The organism is Amycolatopsis sp. BJA-103 (genome assembly GCF_002849735.1).
Taxonomy (GTDB): domain Bacteria; phylum Actinomycetota; class Actinomycetes; order Mycobacteriales; family Pseudonocardiaceae; genus Amycolatopsis.
On the sequence record NZ_CP017780.1, the window covers coordinates 3,469,740 to 3,491,555 of the forward strand.

At 70.8% G+C, this 21,816-nt stretch carries 22 protein-coding genes; 7 read left to right on the forward strand and 15 right to left on the reverse strand.

Annotation, left to right across the window (positions count from 1 at the left end):
- From BKN51_RS15050 to BKN51_RS15090, 9 genes are all read right to left on the reverse strand, one after another.
- On the reverse strand, positions 1 to 855 hold the full coding sequence (locus tag BKN51_RS15050) for a siderophore-interacting protein (protein WP_101608256.1): 855 nt from the start codon (positions 853 to 855) through the stop codon (positions 1 to 3).
- On the reverse strand, positions 852 to 1,085 hold the full coding sequence (locus BKN51_RS15055) for a phosphopantetheine-binding protein (protein ID WP_101608257.1): 234 nt from the start codon (positions 1,083 to 1,085) through the stop codon (positions 852 to 854). Before BKN51_RS15055 ends, BKN51_RS15050 begins: the two co-directional genes overlap by 4 nt.
- On the reverse strand, positions 1,082 to 1,756 hold the full coding sequence (locus BKN51_RS15060) for an isochorismatase family protein (protein ID WP_101608258.1): 675 nt from the start codon (positions 1,754 to 1,756) through the stop codon (positions 1,082 to 1,084). The genes BKN51_RS15055 and BKN51_RS15060 overlap by 4 nt, the downstream gene beginning before the upstream one ends.
- Positions 1,753 to 3,375 (reverse strand): (2,3-dihydroxybenzoyl)adenylate synthase, encoded by a 1,623-nt coding sequence (locus BKN51_RS15065; protein ID WP_101608259.1) that lies wholly within the window; start codon positions 3,373 to 3,375, stop codon positions 1,753 to 1,755. Before BKN51_RS15065 ends, BKN51_RS15060 begins: the two co-directional genes overlap by 4 nt.
- Positions 3,372 to 4,568 carry an isochorismate synthase gene (locus tag BKN51_RS15070; protein ID WP_101608260.1) on the reverse strand — a complete coding sequence of 399 codons (1,197 nt, stop codon included), beginning with the start codon at positions 4,566 to 4,568 and terminating at the stop codon, positions 3,372 to 3,374. The genes BKN51_RS15065 and BKN51_RS15070 overlap by 4 nt, the downstream gene beginning before the upstream one ends.
- 101 nt (positions 4,569 to 4,669) lie before the next feature.
- On the reverse strand, positions 4,670 to 5,419 hold the full coding sequence (gene dhbA, locus BKN51_RS15075) for a 2,3-dihydro-2,3-dihydroxybenzoate dehydrogenase (RefSeq protein WP_101608261.1): 750 nt from the start codon (positions 5,417 to 5,419) through the stop codon (positions 4,670 to 4,672).
- A gap of 96 nt (positions 5,420 to 5,515) precedes the next feature.
- Positions 5,516 to 5,977, reverse strand: a complete 462-nt coding sequence (locus BKN51_RS15080; RefSeq protein ID WP_101608262.1) for a GerMN domain-containing protein — start codon at positions 5,975 to 5,977, stop codon at positions 5,516 to 5,518.
- Positions 5,974 to 7,380: an ATP-binding protein gene (locus tag BKN51_RS15085; RefSeq protein WP_101608263.1), complete on the reverse strand. Its 1,407-nt coding sequence runs from the start codon at positions 7,378 to 7,380 to the stop codon at positions 5,974 to 5,976. Before BKN51_RS15085 ends, BKN51_RS15080 begins: the two co-directional genes overlap by 4 nt.
- Positions 7,377 to 8,111 (reverse strand): response regulator transcription factor, encoded by a 735-nt coding sequence (locus BKN51_RS15090; RefSeq protein WP_101608264.1) that lies wholly within the window; start codon positions 8,109 to 8,111, stop codon positions 7,377 to 7,379. The genes BKN51_RS15085 and BKN51_RS15090 overlap by 4 nt, the downstream gene beginning before the upstream one ends.
- A gap of 154 nt (positions 8,112 to 8,265) precedes the next feature.
- On the opposite strand from BKN51_RS15090, the gene BKN51_RS15095 reads away from it, so the two are divergent.
- Positions 8,266 to 8,772: a M15 family metallopeptidase gene (locus BKN51_RS15095; RefSeq protein WP_101608265.1), complete on the forward strand. Its 507-nt coding sequence runs from the start codon at positions 8,266 to 8,268 to the stop codon at positions 8,770 to 8,772.
- Here BKN51_RS15095 and BKN51_RS15100 read toward each other — a convergent pair.
- Entirely contained in the window at positions 8,762 to 9,766 is a 1,005-nt protein-coding gene (locus BKN51_RS15100; RefSeq protein WP_101608266.1) for a saccharopine dehydrogenase family protein, read from the reverse strand. The two genes, BKN51_RS15095 and BKN51_RS15100, sit on opposite strands and share 11 nt — an antisense overlap.
- A gap of 100 nt (positions 9,767 to 9,866) precedes the next feature.
- On the opposite strand from BKN51_RS15100, the gene BKN51_RS15105 reads away from it, so the two are divergent.
- Complete coding sequence (locus BKN51_RS15105) at positions 9,867 to 10,826, forward strand: helix-turn-helix domain-containing protein (RefSeq protein ID WP_199192987.1); 960 nt, start codon at positions 9,867 to 9,869, stop codon at positions 10,824 to 10,826.
- Here BKN51_RS15105 and BKN51_RS15110 read toward each other — a convergent pair.
- The 3 genes from BKN51_RS15110 to BKN51_RS15120 are packed head-to-tail and all read right to left on the reverse strand — an operon-like array spanning position 10,807 to position 14,370.
- Complete coding sequence (locus BKN51_RS15110; protein WP_101608267.1) at positions 10,807 to 11,628, reverse strand: SGNH/GDSL hydrolase family protein; 822 nt, start codon at positions 11,626 to 11,628, stop codon at positions 10,807 to 10,809. The genes BKN51_RS15105 and BKN51_RS15110 overlap by 20 nt on opposite strands.
- A gap of 37 nt (positions 11,629 to 11,665) precedes the next feature.
- Entirely contained in the window at positions 11,666 to 13,081 is a 1,416-nt protein-coding gene (locus BKN51_RS15115; RefSeq protein ID WP_101608268.1) for an acyl-CoA synthetase, read from the reverse strand.
- An 11-nt stretch (positions 13,082 to 13,092) separates the two neighbouring features.
- Complete coding sequence (locus BKN51_RS15120; RefSeq protein WP_101608269.1) at positions 13,093 to 14,370, reverse strand: SLC13 family permease; 1,278 nt, start codon at positions 14,368 to 14,370, stop codon at positions 13,093 to 13,095.
- A 160-nt stretch (positions 14,371 to 14,530) separates the two neighbouring features.
- Between BKN51_RS15120 and BKN51_RS15125 the strand changes: the two genes are divergently transcribed.
- Positions 14,531 to 15,235, forward strand: coding sequence for a FadR/GntR family transcriptional regulator (locus BKN51_RS15125; protein WP_101608270.1), 705 nt, complete (start codon positions 14,531 to 14,533; stop codon positions 15,233 to 15,235).
- A 19-nt stretch (positions 15,236 to 15,254) separates the two neighbouring features.
- Positions 15,255 to 15,605, forward strand: coding sequence for a hypothetical protein (locus tag BKN51_RS15130; protein ID WP_101608271.1), 351 nt, complete (start codon positions 15,255 to 15,257; stop codon positions 15,603 to 15,605).
- Here the strand turns inward: BKN51_RS15130 and BKN51_RS15135 are convergent.
- Entirely contained in the window at positions 15,602 to 16,825 is a 1,224-nt protein-coding gene (locus BKN51_RS15135; RefSeq protein ID WP_101608272.1) for an FAD-binding protein, read from the reverse strand. The genes BKN51_RS15130 and BKN51_RS15135 overlap by 4 nt on opposite strands.
- A gap of 71 nt (positions 16,826 to 16,896) precedes the next feature.
- On the opposite strand from BKN51_RS15135, the gene BKN51_RS15140 reads away from it, so the two are divergent.
- Genes BKN51_RS15140 through BKN51_RS15150 form a run of 3 tightly spaced genes read left to right on the forward strand, consistent with a single transcriptional unit; the run spans position 16,897 to position 20,136 of the window.
- Positions 16,897 to 18,129, forward strand: a complete 1,233-nt coding sequence (locus BKN51_RS15140; RefSeq protein WP_101608273.1) for an SLC13 family permease — start codon at positions 16,897 to 16,899, stop codon at positions 18,127 to 18,129.
- Positions 18,130 to 18,154: 25 nt separating this feature from the next.
- Positions 18,155 to 18,928 (forward strand): IclR family transcriptional regulator, encoded by a 774-nt coding sequence (locus tag BKN51_RS15145; protein ID WP_101608274.1) that lies wholly within the window; start codon positions 18,155 to 18,157, stop codon positions 18,926 to 18,928.
- A 32-nt stretch (positions 18,929 to 18,960) separates the two neighbouring features.
- Positions 18,961 to 20,136, forward strand: a complete 1,176-nt coding sequence (locus tag BKN51_RS15150; protein WP_101608275.1) for a 4-hydroxybenzoate 3-monooxygenase — start codon at positions 18,961 to 18,963, stop codon at positions 20,134 to 20,136.
- 452 nt (positions 20,137 to 20,588) lie between these two features.
- Here the strand turns inward: BKN51_RS15150 and BKN51_RS15155 are convergent, their stop codons facing one another.
- Positions 20,589 to 21,785 (reverse strand): HNH endonuclease signature motif containing protein, encoded by a 1,197-nt coding sequence (locus tag BKN51_RS15155; RefSeq protein ID WP_101608276.1) that lies wholly within the window; start codon positions 21,783 to 21,785, stop codon positions 20,589 to 20,591.
- Positions 21,786 to 21,816 lie beyond the last annotated feature (31 nt).

Genomic DNA, 21,816 nt, shown 5'->3' on the forward strand with positions numbered 1-21,816 from the left:
TCAGTGGTCGTGCTCGTCGTCGAAGTCCGCGACGCCGCGCTTCCAGTAGCCGGTCACGTCGTGGTCGTCCTTGCCGAGCCCGAGGTCGTTCTTGAGCCAGCGGCGCAGGGGCTTGAGCTGCCCGGCCTCCCCGGCGACCCAGGCGTAGAGCCGTTCACCGGCGGGGACTTCGATCGTCCGCACCGCGCAGGCGAGGACGTCGGAGTCACCCGCGGCGACGTCGCCTCGATGCAGCCAGTGCACCTCGACGTCTTCGGGCGCGGACAGCTCGATCTCCTCACTCGCGTCGGTGACCTCGATGAACGCCCAGCCCGCGGCGGTGCGGGGCAGCTCTTCGAGCCAGCGCGCGATCGCGGGCAGCGCGGTGATGTCCCCGGCGAGCAGGTAGCGGTCGTAGGTGTGCGGCACGATCAGCCCGCCGGGCGGACCGGCGACGTGCACCGGCGTTCCGGGGGTCACCTTCTCCGCCCATCCGGAACCGAGTCCGCCTTCGTGCAGCGCGACGTCGAGATCGAGTTCGCCGGTGGCCGGGTCGTAGCGGCGGACCGTGTACTCGCGCGACGTCGGCGACGGCTTCGGCCAGCGCAGCATGTCGCCGTCCTGCACCGGCAGCTTCGGCTCGGCGTCGAGCTCCGGGAACAGCAGCTTCACGTGCTCGTCGGGCGAATGCGCCTCGAACCCCGCCGTGCCGGACCCGCCGAGGGTGACGCGGAGCAGTCCGGAGCCGATCATCTCGGTGCGGACGACTTCGGCCTGCCGGACGCGAATCGGGTACGGCACCTTCTCCGCGTGCTGACCGGCGCGGACCTCGGCGATGCGTTCGAGGTGCCGGTGGCGGTGGTCGGCGCGGCTCACGCGGCGTTCCCGGTGAGGAGCTTCGTCCAGTGGCCGAGGTTCGGCTGCTCCGCGAGATCGGCGAACTCCAGGTTCTCCGCCCCCTCGGAGCGCCACTGCTCGACCAGGCCCATGATCCGCATCGAGTCGAGGCCGAGGTCGGTGAGATCGGTTTCGGGCTTCAGCTCGGCCACGTCGCAGCCGAGCAGTTCCGCGACGTCCGCGTGGATCTTTCCGGTGGTGAGGCTCATCGGGGTACTCCGGCGTGGATCGGGGCCATCGCGGCGAGCGCGGCGGCGGTGGTGGTCAGGGCGCCGCAGCGCTGAGCGACGTACTCGCAGGCCTGGTCGTGGCGTTCCCGGGAGAAGTCCGCGACCGCGTCGCCGACCAGGAACGGCTGGATGTCACGCATGAAGGCCTCGACGGCGGTGGCCTGGCAGCCGATGTGCGCGTAGACGCCGGTGATCAGCAGCTGGTCCCGGCCGGCTTCGGCGAGCTGTTCGGTGAAGGTGCTGCGCTGGAACGCGCTGTAGCGCCACTTCGTCAGCACGATGTCCCCTGGCTGCGGGGCGAGTTCGTCCACGACGTCGGCGGCGGCGGGGTCCTCGTCGATGACCGCGCCGATGCCGTCGCCCCAGAACTCGGTGAGCAGGCCGCGGTCCTCGGCGGCCTGGTGGCCGGGCTGGGCGGTGTAGAACACCGGAACGCCCGCCGCCCGGGCTGCTTCGGTCAGCGCGGCGATGTTCGCGACCATCTCCGGCACCGGGGAGCCCTCGTACGGCGCGAGGAAGTACCGCTGCGCGTCGTGCACCAGCAGCGCGGCGCGGGCGGAGTCGGGTTTCCAACCGACCCGCCCGGCGGGCAACTCGGCCTCCGTCGGCAACGAGTAGGACCGGATTTCGGGTAGTGACACGACTTTCATCCCTCCTTCGCCAGGGCGGCCAAGGCCGCCCGGAGCTCACGTTTGCTGGTCTTGCCGACGCCGGTCACCGGGAACTCCGGCACGACCTGGACCAGATCGGGCACCTTGAACGCCGCGACCCCGCGCTCGCGCACGAACCGCCGCAGTTCCGCCGCGGCGGGCTCGGCACCGGCCGCGGGGACGACGTAGGCGCAGGTGCGCTCGCCCAGATACGGGTCGGGCACCGCGACGACGGCGGCGTCGAGCACGCCGGGGTGGGCCATCAGGTGGTTCTCGACCTCTTCCGCGGCCACCTTCTCGCCGCCGCGGTTGATCTGTTCCTTGGCCCGGCCGACCACTTCGAGGTGTCCCGACGGGTGCTGCCGCACGAGGTCACCGGTGCGGTAGAAACCGTCCTCGGTGAAGGCGGTCTTGTTGTGCTCGGTGGCGCGGTAGTAGCCGCGGATCGTGTACGGCCCGCGGGTCAGCAGCGCGCCGATCTCCCCCGGCGCGACGACATCGTCCGAAGTGGACAGTGGGTCGTCCGGGTTCACCACCCGGATCTCGTCGTCCGGCGAGATCGGCCGCCCCTGCGTGGCGAGGACGTACTCGTCCGGGTCGTCGAGCCGGGTGTAGCAGACCAGTCCCTCGGCCATGCCGAACACCTGCTGGAGGCGGCAGCCCAGCGCGGGCCCGATCTTCTCGGCCAGTTCGCGGGCGCATTTGGCGCCGCCGACGAGCAGGACGTCCAAAGAGGACAGATCGCGGGTGGTCCTCGCGGCCGCTTGCGCCCATGCGGCGGCCAGCGGCGGTACGAGCCCGGTGATCGTCACGCCTTCGGCCTCGATCAGCCGGAAGGCGGTGTCGGCGTCCGGACGCGGCGCGAACACCGTGGCCGCGCCCGCGTGCAGCGCCCCGAGCAGGCCGGGTGAGCTGAGCGGGAAGTTGTGCGCGGCGGGCAAGGCGGCCAGGTACACGCTTTCCGGGCGCAGGCCGCAGATCCGGGCGCTTTCCCGGACGCTGTAGAGGTAGTCGTCGTGCGTGCGCGGGATCAGCTTGGGCAAACCGGTGCTGCCGCCGGACAGCTGCAGGAACGCGACCCCGGCGGGATCCGGATCCGGCAGCGCTCGCGGCGTGGTCGCTTCGAGCGCGGCGAACTCGTCCGTGCCGACGACGAAGACCTCCCGCACCGAAGGGATTTCTGCCGCGACCGTACGCGCCATGGCGGCGTGGTCGAACCGTTCGTGCTCGCCGACGGTCAGGATCGCCGCGGCTTCGCTCTGTTCGGCGAAGTGCCGCAGTTCGCTGGCCCGGTGCGCGGGCAGCGCGAACACCGGCAACGCTCCCGCCCGCCACAGCCCGAAGACGACGGACGCGAACTCCGGCAGGTTCGGCAGCTGCACGACGACCCGGTCGCCCGCCTGGATCCCGGCACCGGCGAACCCCGCCGCGAGACGGTGCGCCCGTTCGTCGAGTTCGGCGAAGGTCCAGCGGGCGGTTTCGCCGATCACGGCGAGACGTTCGGCGTACGCCTCGGCGAGGCCGGTGAGCAGCTTGCCGAAGGTCTGGCCGCGCCAGTGGCCCGAGGCCCGGTAGCGCGCGGCGGTCTCGGGTGGCCAGGGCACGTGGTCGGGGTTCACGCCGCTCCCTCCAGGCCGAGCGCCCGAAGCAGGGTGCCGAACTTCGCGCCGGTCTCGGCGAGTTCGGCCTCCGGGTCCGAGCCCGCCACCACACCCGCTCCGGCGAACAGCCGCACGGTCCGGTCACGGACCTCGGCGCAGCGGATGGTGACGACCCATTCACCGTCACCGTCCTGATCGGTCCAGCCGACGAGCCCCGCGTAGTAGCCGCGATCCTCGGGTTCGAGCGCGGCGATGGTGTCGCGGGCGAGTCCGGTCGGGACGCCGCAGACGGCGGGCGTCGGATGCAGGGCTTCGGCCAGCGCGAGGGCGGACGAACCGGCGTCGCCCGCGTCGGCGAGCCGTCCGCTGATCCTGGTCGAGAGGTGCCACATCGTGGGAGTGCCGATCACCTCGGGTTCGGCGGGGACGTCGAGGTCGACGCAGAACCGGCCCAGCACCTCGGCCACCTGCGCCGCGACGTGGGCGTGTTCGGCACGATCCTTTTCGGACGCCAGCAGATCGGCGATCCGCCGGGCGTTCTCGGCCTCGTCGGCGACCCGCGGCCGCGATCCGGCCAGCGGGTTGGCCGTCACGATCCGCCCGCGGCGGGAGACCAGCAGTTCCGGGCTCGCGCCGATCAGGGTGCGCGGAGCGGGATCCCCGGGCGCGCTGACGTCGACGGCGAAGGCGTGGGCCGTCGGGTCTGCGTGGACGAGACGGGCCAGCAGCCGCGGCACGGCGATGGGGTCGCCACCGGTGACGTCGAGGCAGCGGGCCAGCACGATCTTGCGCAGGTCACCGTCGCGGATCTCGTCCAGCGCCTTCGCCACGGCGGTGGTGTAGACCTCAGGCGCGGGCCGGGGAGACACCGACCAGCTCCCGCCACCGAGCGGAGCCACCGGCCTGCCCGCCCCCGGTGCGCCGGCCCGGCGCACCACCGCGGGCACCACCAAGCTGCTCGGGGCATCCGGCCGGAAGCCGATCGCTCCCGCCACCACGGGCTCGGTCACGCCCGCCACGAGGGCGGCGTCGAGGACCTCGGCGGCGGCACGGGCACGCCTGCCCGGCGCCGCGTGGACCGGGGAGTACACCCCGTCGGCGAGCAGCGATCCTCGAGCGGACGAGAAGTAGAACGATCCGGGCAGGTACGCCGCCAGCAGATCGGCCGCCTGGTGGACCGGCCTTGGTCGGGCCGGTGCAGGTGAGGACACGACAGGATTCCCTTTCGCAAATACCACTGATCAGGCAGGTAATATTCGGTTAGCCTAACCTAATCACACCACTCCGAGAAGTCTTCGTTGCGCCATCGAGATCACGCCCGGAGCGTGGCGCCGCCGTCGACGTAGAGGTTCTGCATCGTGATGTGCCGCGCTCGATCAGAGGCCAGAAACAGGACGGCGTCGGCGATATCGGCGGGTTCGGCTATCCGGCCCAGCGGTATGCCGACGCGGTATTGCTCCGGATTTCCCGCGATGACACGGTCCGCGCCGTTTTCGTCCGTCCACAGTAGACGTTGCATCTCGGTGTCGGTCGAACCGGGCGAGACGATGTTGCAGCGGATGCCGGAACCGGCGAGTTCGAGGCCGAGACAGCGGGTCAGCATCGTCGCGGCGGCCTTCGAAGCGGCGTAGGCCGCCATCCCGGTCCTCGGGACACCCGCGGCGTTCGAGCCGACCGTCACCAGCACCCCGCTCCGGCGGGGCAGCATCCGGCGGGAGATCTCGCGGAGCACGGTGAAGACGCCGGTGGAGTTGACCGCGAAGGTCGCCGCCCAGTCCTCGTCGCTCGTCTCGCAGACGGACCCCGGCTTCAGCACACCCGCGACGGACGCCCCGATCCCGATCGGCCCGAGTTCGCGTTCGACCTCGCCGACCACCCGCGCCACGGCCGCGGGGTCGCCGACGTCCGCGACGAACGAGGTCACCCCGGTCCGGGACGGCCCTTCCGCCAGGTCCACCGCCGCCACGATCGCACCCGCTTCGGCGAGCCCGTCCACGACGGCCGCCCCGATTCCGCGCGCGCCTCCGGTGACGAGCGCGACCTTGCCCTCGATCCCTTCCACGCCACAACCACCCCACGTCCCATTGCTTAGCCTTGCCTAAGCTAGCTGGCGAATCCGGACAAAGCGAGGGAACGACACCGGTGATTCGGGCCACTCCTAACCCGGCAGCGGGCAGGACAGCGGCCCGCGTTGTGTTCCTCCGCCCCGCAAGGTGATCTGCGCGGCTCCGCCGAGCGAGTCCCTGGCGGTGCAAACGATCTGGTCGACGGCCCTCGCCGACAGCCCGGCGACGTCGACCGAAAGGGTCAGCGTCACCCCGTTCGGTCCCGCCGTCTGGTCGAGAGCAACGGTGCCCGGCGGGACTTCGCTGGTGTAGCGCTGTTCCCGCTCGCTCTCGTCCGGTCCGGCGGCGAGCAGGTCGACGGGGCTGGCCGGGGGCAGTTCCCCGGCGATCGGGCGCAGCACCCTGGCAGGCTGCCCGCCGGACACGAAGTAGAGCACCGCGCCGTTGGCCGGGCCCACCGGCGCGGGCGCGCCGGGGATCACGCCACTGGGCCGGACGCCGCAACCGGTGACCACCGACACGATCAGGAGCAGGACGAACCAGGTCTTCCTCACGCCGTCACCACCTGACGGGGCAGGCGCAGCGTGAACACCGCGCCACCGTCCACGCCGTTCTCGGCGATCAAGGTCCCCTTGTGCAGACGGGCGTTCTCCCAGGCGATCGCGAGGCCGAGCCCGCTCCCGCCGGAACGCGCCCTGGCCGAATCCGCCTTGTAGAACCGGTCGAACACGTGCGGCAGCACCTCCGGCGCCAGTCCCGGCCCGCGGTCCGCGACCTCCAGCGTGATCCACTCCCCCGCTTCGGAAAGCCGGAGCGAAACGGGCTTTTCCCCGTGCCGCAACGCGTTCCCGACCAGATTCGCCACGATGACGTCCACCCGCCGCGGATCCAGCCCGGCGAAGATCCCGGCGGGCAGGTCGCCCTCCACTTCGGCGGTCCAGCCGCGGATGCGCAGGCTCGCCGCGACCACTTCGGCGACGTCGACCTCCTCGGGCGCGAGGGCCGCGGCCTTGGCGTCGAACCGGGACACCTCGATGAGGTCGTTCACCAGCCGGGTCAAGTGGTGCGTCTCGTCGATGCTCAGCCGCGCCGCACGGCCGGCGTCGCCCGGCAGTTGTGACGCTTCCTGCTCCAGCACGTCCGCGACCGCGGTCATCGCGGCCAGCGGAGTGCGCAGTTCGTGCGAGACGTCCGCGACGAACCGCCGCGCGTCGGCCTCCATCCGTTCCAGCTCACCGACGTGACGTTCCAGTGCTTCGGCCGTCTCGTTGAACGTGCGCGCGACTCCGGCCAGTTCGTCCGAGCCGCGGACGCTGATCCGCGCCCGCAGGTCACCCGAACCCAGCCGGTGGGCCGCTTCGCCCAGTTCCCGCACCGGCCGCAGGACGCCGCGGGCGGCCAGCAGCGCCAGACCGATGGCGAAGACCAGCGCCGCCCCGCCGATCAGCCAGGCACGGGTGGCGAGTTCGGCGATGCTCTCTTCCTCCGAAGCCATGCTGCGTGCGATGTAGGCCTCGATACCCGAAGCCTGCCGCTTCCCGCCCGGAAGCTCGACGGTGAACCTGGTGCCCACCACCAGCATCGGGACACCCTTGGTGACGACACGTTGCCACGCGACATTTCCCGACCCGACCTCTTCGCGAAGCTCGGGCGAGATCAGCGATCGGAGCTGCTCGTTCCCGCTCGACTGGTCCTCGTACAGGACCAGGGAACTCAGGTCACGGTCGGACAGCTCGCCGCTGATCCGGTCCAGCGTCCCGCCCGCCGGCGGCAGCGGGCCGAGCGGGTACAGCGCGGTGGCCTTGTCGACCAGGACGCGGGCGGTGGCGTCCTGCGCCTGCTGGAGGATCACCGTGCGGGACTGGACATAGGCACCACCGGCGACCGTCGCCGCGGTGATCACGACCAGCAGGCTGAACGCCAGCAACAGCCGGGTACGCAGACCCCAAAGCTTCACAGTGGCCCGAACCGGTAGCCGAACCCGCGGACCGTCTGCACGAACACCGGCGCGGAAGAGTCGTCCTCGATCTTCGCGCGCAGCCGTTGCACACAGGCGTCGACGACCCGGGAGTCACCGAAATAGCCGTGCTCCCACACGTTTTCCAGCAGGTACTGGCGGCTGAGCACCCGGCCGGGCACCTGGGTGAGTTCCAGCAGCAGCCGCAGTTCGGTCGGGGCGAGGGCGACGGGCTTGCCGCCCTTGGTCACCGTCAGCGCGGCGCGGTCGACGCCGAGGTCGCCGTGCTGTTCGATCTCGGGCTGCGCGGGCACGGAGGGCGGCGTCTGCCCGCTGCGGCGCAGCACCGCGCGGATCCGCGCCTCGAGTACCTGCGCCCTGGCGGGTTTGACCACGTAGTCGTCCGCGCCGGCGGCGAGCCCGGCCACCACGTCGATGTCCTCGTTGCGCGCGGTGAGCATGATGATCGGCAGATCACCCGTGGCCCGGATGCGGCGGCAGACCTCGAAGCCGTCCAGTCCCGGCAGCATCAGGTCCAGCACGACGATGTCCGGCGGCCTCGACGCGAGCCGCGCGAGACCTTCCTCTCCGGTGGCCACCGCGTCGACCGCGTGACCCCGTCCGCCCAACGCCATGCTCAACCCCTCACGCACGGCTTGGTCGTCCTCGATGAGCAGCACCCTGGGCATGCCGACGACTATCGCAGCGCCGGACGGAATCCGCTCGTCCATGACACGCCATGGTGCCCGCCCGGCTTCCACGGAGCGTCCGCGGAATGTCTTCGTTCTGTCACAGCGTGGTCCGTGCGGAACGGTGACATTTTCGTCGGCGTCCGCGCACGCCGTCGCGATCGGCCTCGGACAAGCGCCGTCGACTGTGGACGGTATGAAGGAATTCGTTCTCGCGGTGATCACCCGCGTCCTCGCGGTCTTGCTGCTGATCCCGGCGTGGCTGCGCTCCCCCGGCCACGCCAAGCGGCTCGCCTGCGGATGGGCGCTGTCGCTGCGGTTCCCCGCCGAAGACCTGGCCGGGCTCACCGGCGGAACCCTCGCCGCGTTCACCGCCGCCAGGACCGAAGCCTTCTGGCGGCACCGGACCCTGCTCGGCCTCACGTCGGGTCACCGCGATGCCGCCGAGCAGCATCGCCTGTTCCTCGACGAGGCCAGGCGGGACGGGAAACGCGTCCTGCCGCCGCAGGATTCGGCGCACGTCCGGGGTACCGCGCTGGACGTCCGGCCGCGCGAGGGCGCGCAGTGGCTGGAAGACCACGGCGCCCGCTTCGCGCTCTACCGGATCTACGACAACGAGTGGTGGCATTTCGAGCACCGGCCCGGGGAAGCCCCGCCCGCCCGGCTGCCGTATCCCGGCTGGCAGGTGGGAGTCACGCGGTGACGGTCACCCGGGGAGCCAGCGCCGCCAGGAAGTCCGCCGCGTCGAAGACCTCTCCCGCCGAGACGACGCCGGTCGCCTTGGTCCGCCCGTCGAGCACCCGCTGCACCGCCTCCACCACCAGCGGCGCGGTGATCGCGTAGATGTCCTGGCCCTGGGCGACGATCCGCCGTTCCGCACCACCGGACCGCACGACGACGTCGACCACGAACGTCTGCGCGGACGGGCCGTCCGCCGCGGGCGCCGGGGTCTCGGGCGTCATCACCTCACTGGCCGCGTTCACCGTCATGTACGTGGTCACTTCGGGGATGGCGAGGTGGCTCGGGACGGTGACGACGTCGGCCATCGTGAACTCGCCGAGCACGGCGCGGGTCCCGAGCGGCGCGGGGAAATCCCAGTCCAGGGCGGGCAGCGCGTCGTCACGGTGTTCGATCCGGCCGCCGGAGAAGCGGATCCGCCGACCGTTGCGGCGCTCCCGCGAGACCTTGCCCGCCGCGCGGGTCCCCTCCGTCGGATGCCAGCTGCTCAGCGCGTAGGCGATGTGCGCTTCGTCGGCCGACGTCCAGTCGCCCATCGCGGCGGTGACCAGCAGGTCGCCGAGCCCGCCGAAGAACGCCATCGCCGGGATCACCGTCGCCCCCTCGGCCCGGTCGCCGAACTTCGCGAAGGTGTCGATGTTCGCTTCGAGCTCCGCGGCCACGTCCAGGTACGGGACGCCCGCCCGCAGCGCCGCTTCGATCACCGGAGCGGCGGTGTCGGCGAACGGCCCGGCGGCGTTGATCACCGCGTCCGCGTCCTCGAAGGCACGGTCGAGCGAAGCCGGGTCGTAGACCGAGGCCTGCCGGATCTCCAGGTCCGGCCAAGGAAGGCCGCGCAGTTTCGCTTCGTCGCGGCCGACCGCCAGCACCCCGAAGCCCCGCTCGCGCAGCTCCGCCACCACGAACCGGCCGGTGTGCCCGTAGGCCCCGAACACCGCGACGTCATACCCCGTACCCATGGGTTTCTCCTGCCCTCGGCTGATCCACTGTGGACCATCCTGCCGACGGGAACCGCCCGTCGACAGTGTCCGGAACGCCATCATGCGTACACTTTCGGACATGAGCACGGTCGCCCTCGCCGCCACCGACGGCATGCTGCAGTTCGAGCTCGCCATCGCCCAGGAGGTCTTCGGTTCGGGCCTGCCGGGCTACGACGGCTCCTGGTACGAGCTCACCGTCTGCGGTCCGGCCCCGGTGAAGGTCGGCCGGTTCCTCCTCGAACCGGATCACGGCCTCGACAGGCTCGTGCGCGCCGACACCGTCATCGTCCCCGGTTGGGCCGACATCGACGTCGACCCGCCCGCCGACCTCGTCGACGCCGTCCGAGCCGCCCACGAAGCGGGCGCACGGGTGGCGTCCCTCTGCACCGGTGCCTTCGTCCTGGCGGCCGCCGGTCTCCTCGACGGCCGCCGCGCGACGACGCACTGGGCGCACACCGACGTCCTCGCCGCCCGCCATCCGCTGGTGGAGGTCGATCCGGACGTCCTCTACGTCGACAACGGCAGCGTGCTGACCTCGGCGGGCAAGGCCGCGGCGATGGACCTGTGCCTGCATCTGGTCCGCTCCGACCACGGTTCGGCGGTCGCGAACACCGTCGCCCGCCGCCTGGTCGTCCCACCGCACCGCGCGGGCGGGCAAGCCCAGTTCGTCACCGCCCCGGTTCCCGAGCAGGACCACCATCCGCTCGGCGGCCTGCTGCCCTGGGTGACCGAACGGCTGGACCGGCCGCTGACCGTCGAAGACCTCGCCCGGCACGCCAACATGAGTTCCCGCAACCTCGCGCGGCACTTCCGGTCGGCGACCGGGACGACCCCGTTGCGCTGGCTGCTGATCCAGCGCATCCGCCGCGCGCAGGAACTCCTGGAGCGGACCGACGACAGCGTCGACCTCATCGCGGAGGCCACCGGGATGGGCACAGCCACGACACTCCGACGGCATTTCAACCGGACCGTCGGAGTGCCGCCGGACAGCTACCGCCGCACCTTCCGGGCTCAGGCGGCTAGCGGAGCCGTGCGGTGATCAGGTTCGCGACGGCCGCCATCCCGGCCTCGTTCGGGTGGTAGGGAACGCGTCCCGGCGAGGTCGCGTACCGCTCCATCCAGGGAGTCGCGGCGCAGCCGTCGTGGTGCGCGCTCGCGGCGGCCGCCGGGACCAGGGTGGCCCGCTCGGTGCGCGCCGCCCGCCGGGTCGCCGCCGCGAGCCTGTCCGCGACCTCGCGTTCGAAGACCAGTTGTGCCGGGGTGAGCGGCACTCCGTCGCAGGCGGGAGGGGTGCGCGGCACGATCGTCAGGTAGTCGACGACCAGCACCCGGGCCCGCGGCGCGCGCTGGTGGACCGCGGCGACGACGGCGCCGATCTTCTCGTGCACCGTGGCGAGCGCCGCGCGGACGGCGTCCTGGTCGACCTGGCCGCAGTTCGCGCCGCCGGTGTTCTGGCAGGCGTAGGTGAACAGGCTGCCGACGTAGCCGACGTCGTTGCCGCCGATGGTGACCGTCACGAGCCGGGTGTCCGGTGTGACGGCCTCGATCTGCGGCGGCTGGCCGGCCTGCCCGGCGGTGAGGATGTTCGCGGTGGTCGCGCCGCTGCAGGTGACGTCGGTGAGGGCGAATCCGCGCTCCTCGGCCACGAGACTCGCGTAGTTCTTCGTCGACCGTCCGCACGCCGCCGGCGTCCCCGGCCGCTGCGGCGGGATTCCCGGCCCCGCCGCGAAAGAACTGCCCATCGCGACATAGCGGGCGGCGCCGGCGGCTTGGGCGGGTGGAGCGATCAGGAGGGCGAGCGCGACCGCGGTGAGCACCGCGACGGGTATCCGCTTGAACATTCCGAACCCCTTGTCTCACGAAGGCTGTACGACCGGGTCAACCACGGAGTGCCCGCTTGAGGACCTTGCCCATCTCGTTGCGCGGCAAGGCTTCCAGGTAACGGACCACCCGCGGCCGTTTGTGCGGCGAGAGCAGACCGGCGACGTGGTCGGCGAGTTCGCCCGCCGTCGGCCTGACCCCGTCGGGGACGATCCAGGCGACGATGCGCTCGCCGAGGTCCTCGTCCGGTTCCCCGGTGACGGCCGCCTCGGCCACCCCGGGATGCTCCAGCAACGCGTTCTCGATCTCCCCCGCGCCGATCTTGTAACCGCCGCTCTTGATCAGGTCGGTGGCGCGGCGGCCCACGATCCGCACGTAGCCGTCCGGATCGCGCACCGCCATGTCACCGGTACGGAACCATCCGTCGTGCAGCGCGGCTTCGGTGGCCTCCGGCCGGTTCAGATAGCCGAGGAACAGGTTCGGGCCGCGGACCTCGATCTCCCCCACCGTGTCACCGTAGAGCGGTTCTCCGGAATCGTCGACGAGACGCAGTTCGACGCCGGGCACCGGCGGGCCGACCGAACCGGGCCGACGATCGCCCGTGGCGTGGACGCCGCAGTTCATCAGCGTCTCGGTCATGCCGTAGCGCTCGGCCACGCGCTGCCCGGTCGCGGCGGCGATCCGCTCGTGATCGGACGCGGGCAGGGCCGCGGAACCCGAAACGAGCAGCCGCGCCGCGCCCACTCCCGCGGCCAGCGCGGGATCGGCTTCGCAATCGGCCGCCAGCCGGTGGTACATGGTCGGGACACCGAAGAGCATCGTGCCCGGACCGGCGAGTTCCTTCGCGGCCGCTTCACTGCTGAACCGGCCGAGATGATGCAGTGAGCCACCCCGCCGCAGCGGGCCGACCACGCCCAGGATCAGGCCGTGCACATGGAAGAGCGGGAGGGCGTGCACGAGGACGTCGGCGTCGGTCCAGCCCCAGATCCCGGCGAGCGCGTCGAGATTCGACGCCACCGCCCGTCGCGGGAGCAGGACTCCCTTCGGCGGCCCGGTGGTCCCCGAGGTGTAGATGACGAACGCGGGCGTCTCCGGATCCGGCTCGTCGCCTTGCCACGGCGTGCCCGAAGCGTCCAGCTCGACCGAACGCCGAGGCAGCGCCCCGAGTTCCGCGGGCAGCACGGCGTCCGGCGCGGCCAGCACCAGGTCGGGCTCGCTGTCGGCGACGATATGCGCGAGTTCGCGCGATCCGGCCTTCGGGTTGATCGGCACCACCGGCACCCCGGCGGTCAGCGCGGCGACGATCGCGACGCAGGTCCGCAGCGTCGGTGTCGCCCATACGGCGACCCGCTCACGACCGGCCAGCCCGGCGGCGACCGATCCCGAGACGGCCGCGAGTTCGCCGTAGGTCAGGGATTCCGCACCGAACCGCAGGGCGACGCGATCGTTCCCGGCGAACAGTCCTGACAGCATCGATCTCCTCCTCAGCCCCAGTTGGGCACGACGAACACGAGCCAGGCGATCAGCGGCACGACGGCCACCACGAGCGCCCCGTAGACCAGCAGCTGTTTGAAGAACTTGTCCCGGTCGACGTCCTTCGCGTTGGCGAGGACGAGCGCGCCGTTGGTGGAGAACGGGCTGACGTCCACCATCGTCGCCGAGACCGCGAGCGCGGCGATCATGCCGACCGGCCCGATCGTGCCCTGGGCCAGGAACGGCACGGCGAGCGGGATGAGCGCGCCCATCAGCCCGACCGAGGACGCGAACGCGGAGACGACACCGCCGATGTAGCAGAGCAGAAGCGCGGCGAGCAGCGGGATCCCCACGGTGGTGACCGCGTTGCCCACGTAGTCGATGGTGCCGATCTCCTTCAGCACGGCCACATAGGTCAGCACGCCGCAGATCAGCAGCACGGTCGGCCAGGTGATCTCGGAGACGGCGGAACGGCTGGTCTTGGGCCACACGACGCTCAGCAGGACGGCGACGGTGATGGCGGTCAGGCCCGGATCGAGGTCGAACACGAGGGTGCCGACCACGAGCGCGATCAGCCCGGTCAGCGTGACGATCTTGGGGCCGTCCAAGGGAATCCGCTGCTCGTGCGGCAACGGTTCCTCGTCGGTCTCCACTCCCGCGCCGCCCGCGGTCACGACCTGGCGGCGCCGCAGTCTGGTCCCGCCGAGCACGACGAAGAGGACGGCCGCGATGGCGAGGTTCATGCCCAGGCTCGCGAAGAACAGCACCACGGGGCTGCCCGCGAGGTTGTTGCGTTCGACGATCCCGTTGACGATCGAGCCGTAGACGCTGATCGGCGAAAACCCGCCGCCCTGCGCTCCGTGCACCACCATCGCGCCCATGAGCAGCGGGCTGATCCGGTAGCGGGCGGCGAAACCGAGGGCGATCGGCGCGACGATCGCACAGGCCGCCGGGCTGACCGCGCCGATCGCGGTCAGCGCGCCGGTGACCACGAACATCACCCACGGGATGAGCGCGATACGGCCGCCGACGAGCCGGACGGCCGCGGCCACCAGCCAGTCGGTGGTGCCGTTGGCCCGCGCGATGGCGAACAGGTAGGTGACCCCCACCAGCACCACGAAGATGTCGCCGGGGAAACCGGCGAAGATGCCGTCGGTGTCCAGCCCGCCGGCGAGGGTGCCGACGAGGAACGCGCCGGCGAAGGCGAGCGCCCCCATGTTGATCGAGCGAGTCGTGGCGAGGGCGAAGATCACCACGAGGACGAGGATCGAGATCAGCTGGGCGGACATGACCGTCCTCCTTGACGGCGGGAGCCCTGGCGGCGGCCAAAGAAACCGGCGGCTCAGTGGACTAGTGGCTCAGCCACTTTCCCTGTGACGTCGACCACCTGTCAACCCGTGAGTGGTAAATTGGCTGAGCCACTTGTCCAGTGCGAGCTAGGGGGGGCCAGTGCCGGAGGCGTTGAGCCGGTTGAACCGGGCGAAGCTCTACGAGCAGGTCGTCGAGCGGATCAAGGCGCACGTCGAGGAATCCGGTCTGCACGCGGGCGACAAGCTCCCGAGCGAACGCGACCTCGCCGAGCGGCTCGGCGTCAGCCGCGCGTCGGTCAAACAGGCCATCGTCGTCCTGGAGGTGCAGGGACTGCTCGAGTCCCGCCACGGCGGGGGCACCTACCTGCGCAACGACCTTCTGGACGTCGAGCCGGTCGACGTCCTCGTCGCCCGGCGCAGCAGGCTTCCGGAGGTACTCGAAGCCCGCGAAGCGATGGAGACCAAGCTCGCGGAACTCGCCGCGCTGCGGCGGACCGACGCGGACCTCGCCGCCATCGACGCCGCGCTGGCCTTCATGACGACCGAGATCGACGAGGGCGGGCACGGTGCCGAAGGCGATCGCCGGTTCCACGAAGCGATCACCGCCGCCGCGAACAACGGTCTCCTCGCCGAGTTCATGCGCTCGATCGACGCACAGATCGCGGAAAGCCGCACCGAGTCCCTGCGTCAGCCCGGCAGGCCGTCGCGATCGCTCGGCCAGCACCGGAAGATCGCCGATGCCATCCGCGACGGCGATCCGAAGGCGGCCGCGAGCGCGATGCGCCGGCACGTCCAGACGGTCAGCAAGGTCCGGCTGCTGTCCTGGGACCCGCAGAGCGATTAGCTCCCCTAGGCTCGGTCTCGTGCCTCTCGTGGAAATCACCTACTCGCCCCATCTTCCCGAAGCCAAGCTGCATGAGCTGGGTTCGGTTCTGCCGCACCTCGTGTCCCTCGCGGTGGAGTGCCCCGAGGAGCCCTACGACGGCGATCTGCAACCGGGCGACGTCGAACTGCGCTTCCGTCGGCCGGGACCGTTCGACCGCTTCGGGCTCGACCTCCTGGTCGAGGTCCGGTCCAAGTGGTTCCCCAGCCGGGCGGACAACCGCCAGGAACGGGTGGACCTGCTCCGCACGAGCATCGAAGCCGCGACCGGGATCGACGACGTCGGCGTGTACCTCTCCCTGCCCGTCGCCGCCTGGTCCCAGTCGGACTAGCGCTCCCCGAACACGTTCCGCCGGACGAACGGGGTCCGGAACTTGCCGTCCGGGTCGAGTTCGACGGCCAGCGCCCGGAAATCGGCCAGCTTCGGGTAGTCCGCCGCCTGATGGAAGAGCTTCCCCCAGTGCGGCCGGACCTCGAAGGGCGCCAAGCGTTCCTCCATCACCGGGAGCAGGGCGCGAACCGCGTCCTCGTCCGGCTGCCAGGTGAAGTGCAGTGCCACCCGGTCGCCGCCGTGGAACGGGCTGAGCCACAGGTCGTCCCCCGCGACCGTGCGGATCTCCGAGGTGAGCAGGACGGGCGCCAGCCGGTGCCCGATCCCGCGCATCGCCTCCATCGCGGCGACGGCGTGCCGGACGGGCACGAAGTACTCGGTCTGCAGCTCGTTCCCGACGCTGGGCGTGAAGTCCAGGCGGAAATGCGGGATCCGTTCGTGCCACGGCCCCGCCACCCCGAGTTGCCGCGTGCAGTTGCCCGCCGGGATCCCCGCCGCGTGCGCCGGATGCCGCGGCCCGTCCGCCGCCTTCGCACCGAGGAAGTCGGCGCCCGGCCGTCCCGGCCCCTTGACCCAGACCTGGTCGATCTCGTCGCGGGCCCAGTTCGTGAACAGGCTGACGCTGTACCCCGCGTCCTGGATCTCTTCGAAATGCTCGTAGGCCGACTCCCAGGGCAGACCGTCGAAGACGTCCTGGCGGAGGTCGAAGGACGGCACCAAGTCGAGGGTCAGCCGGGTCACCACACCCAGCGCGCCGAGCCCGACGACCACGCCCTCGTGCCCTTCGTAGGTCCGCAGGTCGCCATTCGCGGTGACCAGCTCCAAACCGGACACTGCCGACGCGAGGCTCTGGTTACGCCGTCCGGATCCATGGGTCGCCGTCGCGACGGTGCCCGCCACCGTGCAATGAGGCAGTGAGGCGAGGTTGGCCAGCGCGAATCCGGCCGCGTGCACCTGAACGGCGATGTCGCCATAGCGCGCCGCGGCGGGCACCGAGATCGTCGCGGACTCCGCGTCGAGTACCGCCTCGGTGTCGAGCGCGGACAGGTCGAGCTGGACACCGCCCGGACAGTCCGCGAGGTCGTTGAAGCAGTGCCTGCTGCCGAGCGCCTTGATCGCTGTAGCTCCGGCGACCGCGTCCTGGACCTGTTCGACCGTGCGCGGACGAAGGATCCGTTCCGCGGTGAAGGTCAGATTTCCCGCCCAGTTCGTCTCGCGCACCCTGCCCAGCCTAGATTGCCGAAGTCGGCTTCACACCGAGGAGGTTCGCACTGACAGGCATTCCCGGCGAGATGGTGTCCATCGCGCTCCTGCTGGTCGTCCTGGCCTTCGCGGTGATCCGGCCACGCGGTCTGCCGGAGGCCGTCGCCGCCGTTCCCGCCGCCGTGATCGTGCTGGCGGTCGGGGCGATCTCGGTTCCCGACGCCCTCGACGAGGTGGCCAGACTCGCCCCCGTCGTCGGTTTCCTCGCCGCGGTGCTCGTTCTGGCCCGCTTGTGCGACGACGAAGGGCTGTTCCAAGCGGCCGGGACGCTCATGGCCCGGTTCAGCCGGGGAAAGCCGCGGCGGCTGCTGCCCGCGGTGTTCGTCGTGGCGGCGGCCGTCACCGTCGTGCTCAGTCTCGACGCCACCGTCGTCCTGCTGACCCCGGTCGTGTTCGCCACCGCCGCGCGGATGGGCGCGCGGGCCAAACCGCACGCCTACGCCTGCACGCATCTGGCGAACTCGGCTTCGTTGCTGCTGCCGGTGTCCAATCTGACCAATCTGCTCGCCGTCGCCGCGACCGGTATCTCGTTCCTCCGGTTCACCGCGCTGATGACCTTGCCCTGGCTCGCGGCGGTCCTCACCGAGTACCTGGTGTTCCGCCGGTTCTTCGCCGCCGACCTCGCGGCGAAGCCTCGCGGAGGAAAAGAGGTCCCGGCCGGGAAGGTCCCCACGTTCGTCCTGGTCGTCCTCGGCCTCACGCTGGCCGGGTTCGTGGTCACGTCGCTGCTGGATCTCAGCCCCGCTTGGGCCGCGTTCGCCGGTGCCGCCGTCCTGGCCTGCCGCGCCCTCGCGCAACGGCGGACCTCCCCCGCCGCGATCGTGCGCTCGGCGAGCATCCCCTTCCTCGCGTTCGTGCTCGCACTGGCGATCGTGGTCCGCGCCGTCGTCGACAATGGACTGGACGAGGCGCTCAGCCACCTCGTGCCGACGTCCAGCACCTTCCTCGGGCTGCTCGGCGCCGCCGCGGTGGCGGCCGTGCTCGCCAACCTGATCAACAACCTGCCCGCGGTGCTCGTGCTGCTGCCGCTCGCCGCCGTGGGCGGGACGCCGGTGGTGCTGGCCGTGCTGATCGGGGTCAACCTCGGCCCGAACCTCACCTACGTCGGCTCGCTGGCCACGCTGTTGTGGCGGCGGATCCTGCACCGGCACGACACCCGGGCCGATCTGGGCGAGTTCACCCGGCTCGGGCTGCTCACCGTCCCGGCGTCCATCGTGCTCGCCGTCGCCGGGCTTTGGGTCGGGCTGGCTCTCCTGCCCTGATTCCGCTCAGTGAGAGAATGACCGGATGCCTGGGAACCTCTCCACGCCGGGAGCCAGTGTCACCTCGCGGGCGTTCGCGCTGCTCGGCGCCTTCGACGTCGACCACCGCGAGCTGTCCCTGACCGAACTCGCGAACCGTGCCGGTCTGCCGTTGCCCACCGCGCACCGGCTCGCCCGCGAACTCGTGGGCCTGGACGCGCTGGAACGGCGCGAGGATCGCTACGCCATCGGCAGACGGCTGTGGAATCTCGGCCTGCTCGCCCCCGTCCAGTTCGAACTGCGGCAGGTCGCGGCCCCCTTCCTCCAGGATCTCTACGGCGCGACCGGTGCCACCGTGCATCTCGGCGAGCGGGACGGCGGGCAGGTGCTCTACCTCGACCGGCTGTCCGGGAACGCGTCGGTGCCGGTGGTCAGCCGGATCGGCGGGCGGCTGCCGCTGCACGCCACCGGGGTCGGGAAGGTCCTGCTGGCCTGGGCTCCGGAGGACGTCCAGCGGCAGGTGCTCGCCTCGCTGACCCGCATCACGCCGTACACCATCACACAGCCCGGGCGGCTGCGTGAGCAGTTGCGGCGCATCCGCCGCGAGGGCTACGCGCAGACCGTCGAGGAGATGAGCCAGGGTGCTTGCTCGGTCGCCGTCCCGATCCGGCCGTCCACCGGCGGCGACGTCGTCGCGGCGCTCGGCCTGGTCATCCCGGATCTGAGCCGCGGCCGGGCACGGCTGGTATCCGCGCTCCAGGTGGCGGCCGCCGGCATCGGCCGGAGCCTGCGAGTTTCACTGAGCGGAAGCGAACGCTAGGAGTTCGTCGGCCACGCGACCACACTCCGGTCATGCGCACCCCAGTCGCCATCGTCGGTGCCGGCCCCGCCGGCCTGCTCCTGTCGCATCTGCTCGATCTGGCGGGGGTCGAGTCGGTGATCGTCGAGACCCGCTCGCGCGAGTACGTCGAGGCGCGGATCCGGGCGGGCATCCTCGAACAGTCCACAGTGGACCTACTCCGCGAGGCCGGGCTCGCCGACCGGCTCGACCGCGAGGGCGACGAACACCGCGGCATCTACCTGCAATGGCCGGAGGAACGGCACCATCTCGACTTCGTGGACCTCGTCGGGCGAAGTGTCACCGTGTACGGCCAGACCGAGGTGACCAAGGACCTCGGCAAGGCACGCGCGGCTGCCGGGCAGCAGATTTACTACGAGGTCACCGACACAGCCGTGCACGACCTCGAAACGGACAAGCCCTACGTCACCTTCACCGGCCCGGACGGCACACCGGAGAGGCTGGACGCCGACGTCGTCGTCGGCTGCGACGGCTCCTTCGGGCCCTGCCGCACCGCGATTCCCGACGCAGCGAAGCAGACTTGGGAGCGCACCTACCCGTACTCGTGGCTCGGCGTCCTCGCCGAGGTCGCCCCGTCGACCGACGAGCTGATCTACGCCTGGCATCCCGACGGTTTCGCCATGCACTCGATGCGCTCGGCCACCGTCAGCAGGCTGTATCTGCAGGTGCCCAACGGCACCGACATCGGCACCTGGTCCGACGAACGGATCTGGGAGGCACTCGCGACCCGGCTCGGCCACGGCCAGGACGGCTGGACCCTCACGCCCGGGCCGATCACCGACAAGAGTGTGCTGCCCATGCGCAGTTTCGTGCAGCAACCCCTCCGCCACGGCCGCCTGTTCCTCGCCGGGGACGCCGCGCACATCGTGCCACCCACCGGCGCCAAGGGCCTCAACCTCGCCGTCGCCGACGTCGCCCTCCTCGCCCCCGCGCTGACGGCTTTGCTGCGGGACAAGGACTCCGCGCTCGCCGACGCCTACTCCGACACCGCATTGCGCCGGGTTTGGCGGTGCACGCACTTCTCCTGGTGGATGACGACGATGCTGCACCGATCGGACGACCCGTTCGACCGGCAGTTGCAGCTATCGCAACTGCGCTGGCTGGCGCGGAGTGAGGCGGGCCGGGCGGGGCTGGCGGAGAACTACGCGGGGCTGCCGATCGGGTTCTGAACCTGGCGGGCCCGGGTTCCGGACGCGGGCTGGTCCTGGAGGGCTCGCGGCTGGTCTCGGATGGGGGATGTTGCCGTTCCGCGGCAACGATCAGGCAGCCACGGTGTCGCCTCTCGTGGCTGCGAACGGCCGCGCAGCGTGAAGTAGTCGGCAAACGCAGAGCAAGCCAGGAAGGTCCCGTGACCGTTGCCCTTTCGCGGCAACTCGTTCACGGATCCAGAGGTGGAAGCCCTGCTGCCCGATGTTGCTGTTCCGCGGCAACGACCAGACGAACCGAACGCGACCCAAACCGGCCGCGGAGGTGGATCACCCCATGCGGCAGACGAACCCCGCGCGTTCGAGCCGCGGGAACCCGCCTTCAACGTTGCCGTTCCGCGGCAACGGCTCAACAGCCGGCGGCAAAGCAACAAACACAAAGACCAGCACTCGATTCGCCGCACAGCGGCAACGGCTCAGAACGGCGGCCGTCCCTGCCGTGGTTCGTGCAGCGGCGGGGGTGTGCTGGTGTGGGTGTGTCCGGTCGGGGTGGTGACGGTGAGGCTGCCATCGGGGTCGAGACGGTAGATCCAGCCGGGTTCGTCCTTCAGCCGGTGGTCACGGGTGCAGTAGCTGACCAGGTCGGCGACGTTCGTCTCACCCTGGAACTGCCAGGGAATCGAGTGGTCGAGTTCGCAGGAGTGGGCGGCCCGGTCGCAGCCGGGTCTTCGGCATTCGCGATCCCGCACGCGCACGAACTCGGCCGTCGCCGCGTCGGGGCGATACCGCGTTCTGCCGAGGTCTTGGACCTGGCCGCTGAGCGGGTCGGTGATGATGCGCCGGAGCACGGTGTTCGGCCCGCCGGCGATGTGGCGGCCCAGCTCCGCGGGGAGGTAGCCGTGCCCGGCCATCTTCACCGGATCGTCGTTCATGCCCAGATAAGTGGCGAGGTCCATGTACAGGAACACCTCGGTGCGCTCGGAGACCCCGCCCTGACCACCCAGAAGCAGGTCCAAGGCGATGTCGGCCCGGAGCTGGTCCATCGTCCTTGTGTCACCTTGATTCCGCAGCGCGCGGGCCTCCCGGTGGATTCGCTTGTGGGCGGCGGTGACCTTCTCGACCGGACCGTCCACCACCTCGATCGACGCGACTCCGGCCTCACCTTGCGACACGGACAGGCGACGGCCTTTCCTGCGCTCGGTCGCGTGCCTGTCGGCACCGGATCGGTCGGCCTTCATCGCCGCGTAGCTCGCCGCCTTGCGGACCTGCTCGCTGTTCTTCTCCGGCAGCCTCGACTCCAGCATCGCGTCCGCAAGCAAGGAGTCCTCATCGGACAACCACGCGGTCGCCTCGGCCACCTTCTGCGCGGCGAAACCGCCTACCTTTCCCTGATCCATCAAGGACAACGTCCGCGGCAACCGTGACGTCAGCGCGACTCCCGTCGCCACCAGGGAGCCGGCGAAACCGTCCACGAGGAACAGGTTCATCGCCACTTCCTGCACCACACTCCGCACCCCGCCGCGCAGCTCACTCAACCGCGACAAAGCCCGGAACCGGACGGCCTCAAGACGCGCGAGAGCGGCACTGACCTCTTTCGCGACCTGCACGGAATCCTTGTCGTCCAAGGAACCCACTAAAGCATTGATCTCCTCCAAGCGGTCCGGATCGGTCATTTCCTCGAGTATCGCCGAAAGTTCGGCATGG

Excerpts from the sequence above, each read along its gene's own strand:
- BKN51_RS15055 (WP_101608257.1), bottom strand. The coding sequence starts at position 1,085 with ATGAGCCTCACCACCGGAAAGATCCACGCGGACGTCGCGGAACTGCTC.
- BKN51_RS15060 (WP_101608258.1), bottom strand. The coding sequence starts at position 1,756 with ATGAAAGTCGTGTCACTACCCGAAATCCGGTCCTACTCGTTGCCGACG.
- BKN51_RS15090 (WP_101608264.1), bottom strand. The coding sequence starts at position 8,111 with ATGGACGAGCGGATTCCGTCCGGCGCTGCGATAGTCGTCGGCATGCCC.
- BKN51_RS15095 (WP_101608265.1), top strand. The coding sequence starts at position 8,266 with ATGAAGGAATTCGTTCTCGCGGTGATCACCCGCGTCCTCGCGGTCTTG.
- BKN51_RS15100 (WP_101608266.1), bottom strand. The coding sequence starts at position 9,766 with ATGGGTACGGGGTATGACGTCGCGGTGTTCGGGGCCTACGGGCACACC.
- BKN51_RS15105 (WP_199192987.1), top strand. The coding sequence starts at position 9,867 with ATGAGCACGGTCGCCCTCGCCGCCACCGACGGCATGCTGCAGTTCGAG.
- BKN51_RS15110 (WP_101608267.1), bottom strand. The coding sequence starts at position 11,628 with ATGTTCAAGCGGATACCCGTCGCGGTGCTCACCGCGGTCGCGCTCGCC.
- BKN51_RS15115 (WP_101608268.1), bottom strand. The coding sequence starts at position 13,081 with ATGCTGTCAGGACTGTTCGCCGGGAACGATCGCGTCGCCCTGCGGTTC.
- BKN51_RS15120 (WP_101608269.1), bottom strand. The coding sequence starts at position 14,370 with ATGTCCGCCCAGCTGATCTCGATCCTCGTCCTCGTGGTGATCTTCGCC.
- BKN51_RS15140 (WP_101608273.1), top strand. The coding sequence starts at position 16,897 with ATGGTGTCCATCGCGCTCCTGCTGGTCGTCCTGGCCTTCGCGGTGATC.
- BKN51_RS15145 (WP_101608274.1), top strand. The coding sequence starts at position 18,155 with ATGCCTGGGAACCTCTCCACGCCGGGAGCCAGTGTCACCTCGCGGGCG.
- BKN51_RS15150 (WP_101608275.1), top strand. The coding sequence starts at position 18,961 with ATGCGCACCCCAGTCGCCATCGTCGGTGCCGGCCCCGCCGGCCTGCTC.
- BKN51_RS15155 (WP_101608276.1), bottom strand. The coding sequence starts at position 21,785 with ATGACCGATCCGGACCGCTTGGAGGAGATCAATGCTTTAGTGGGTTCC.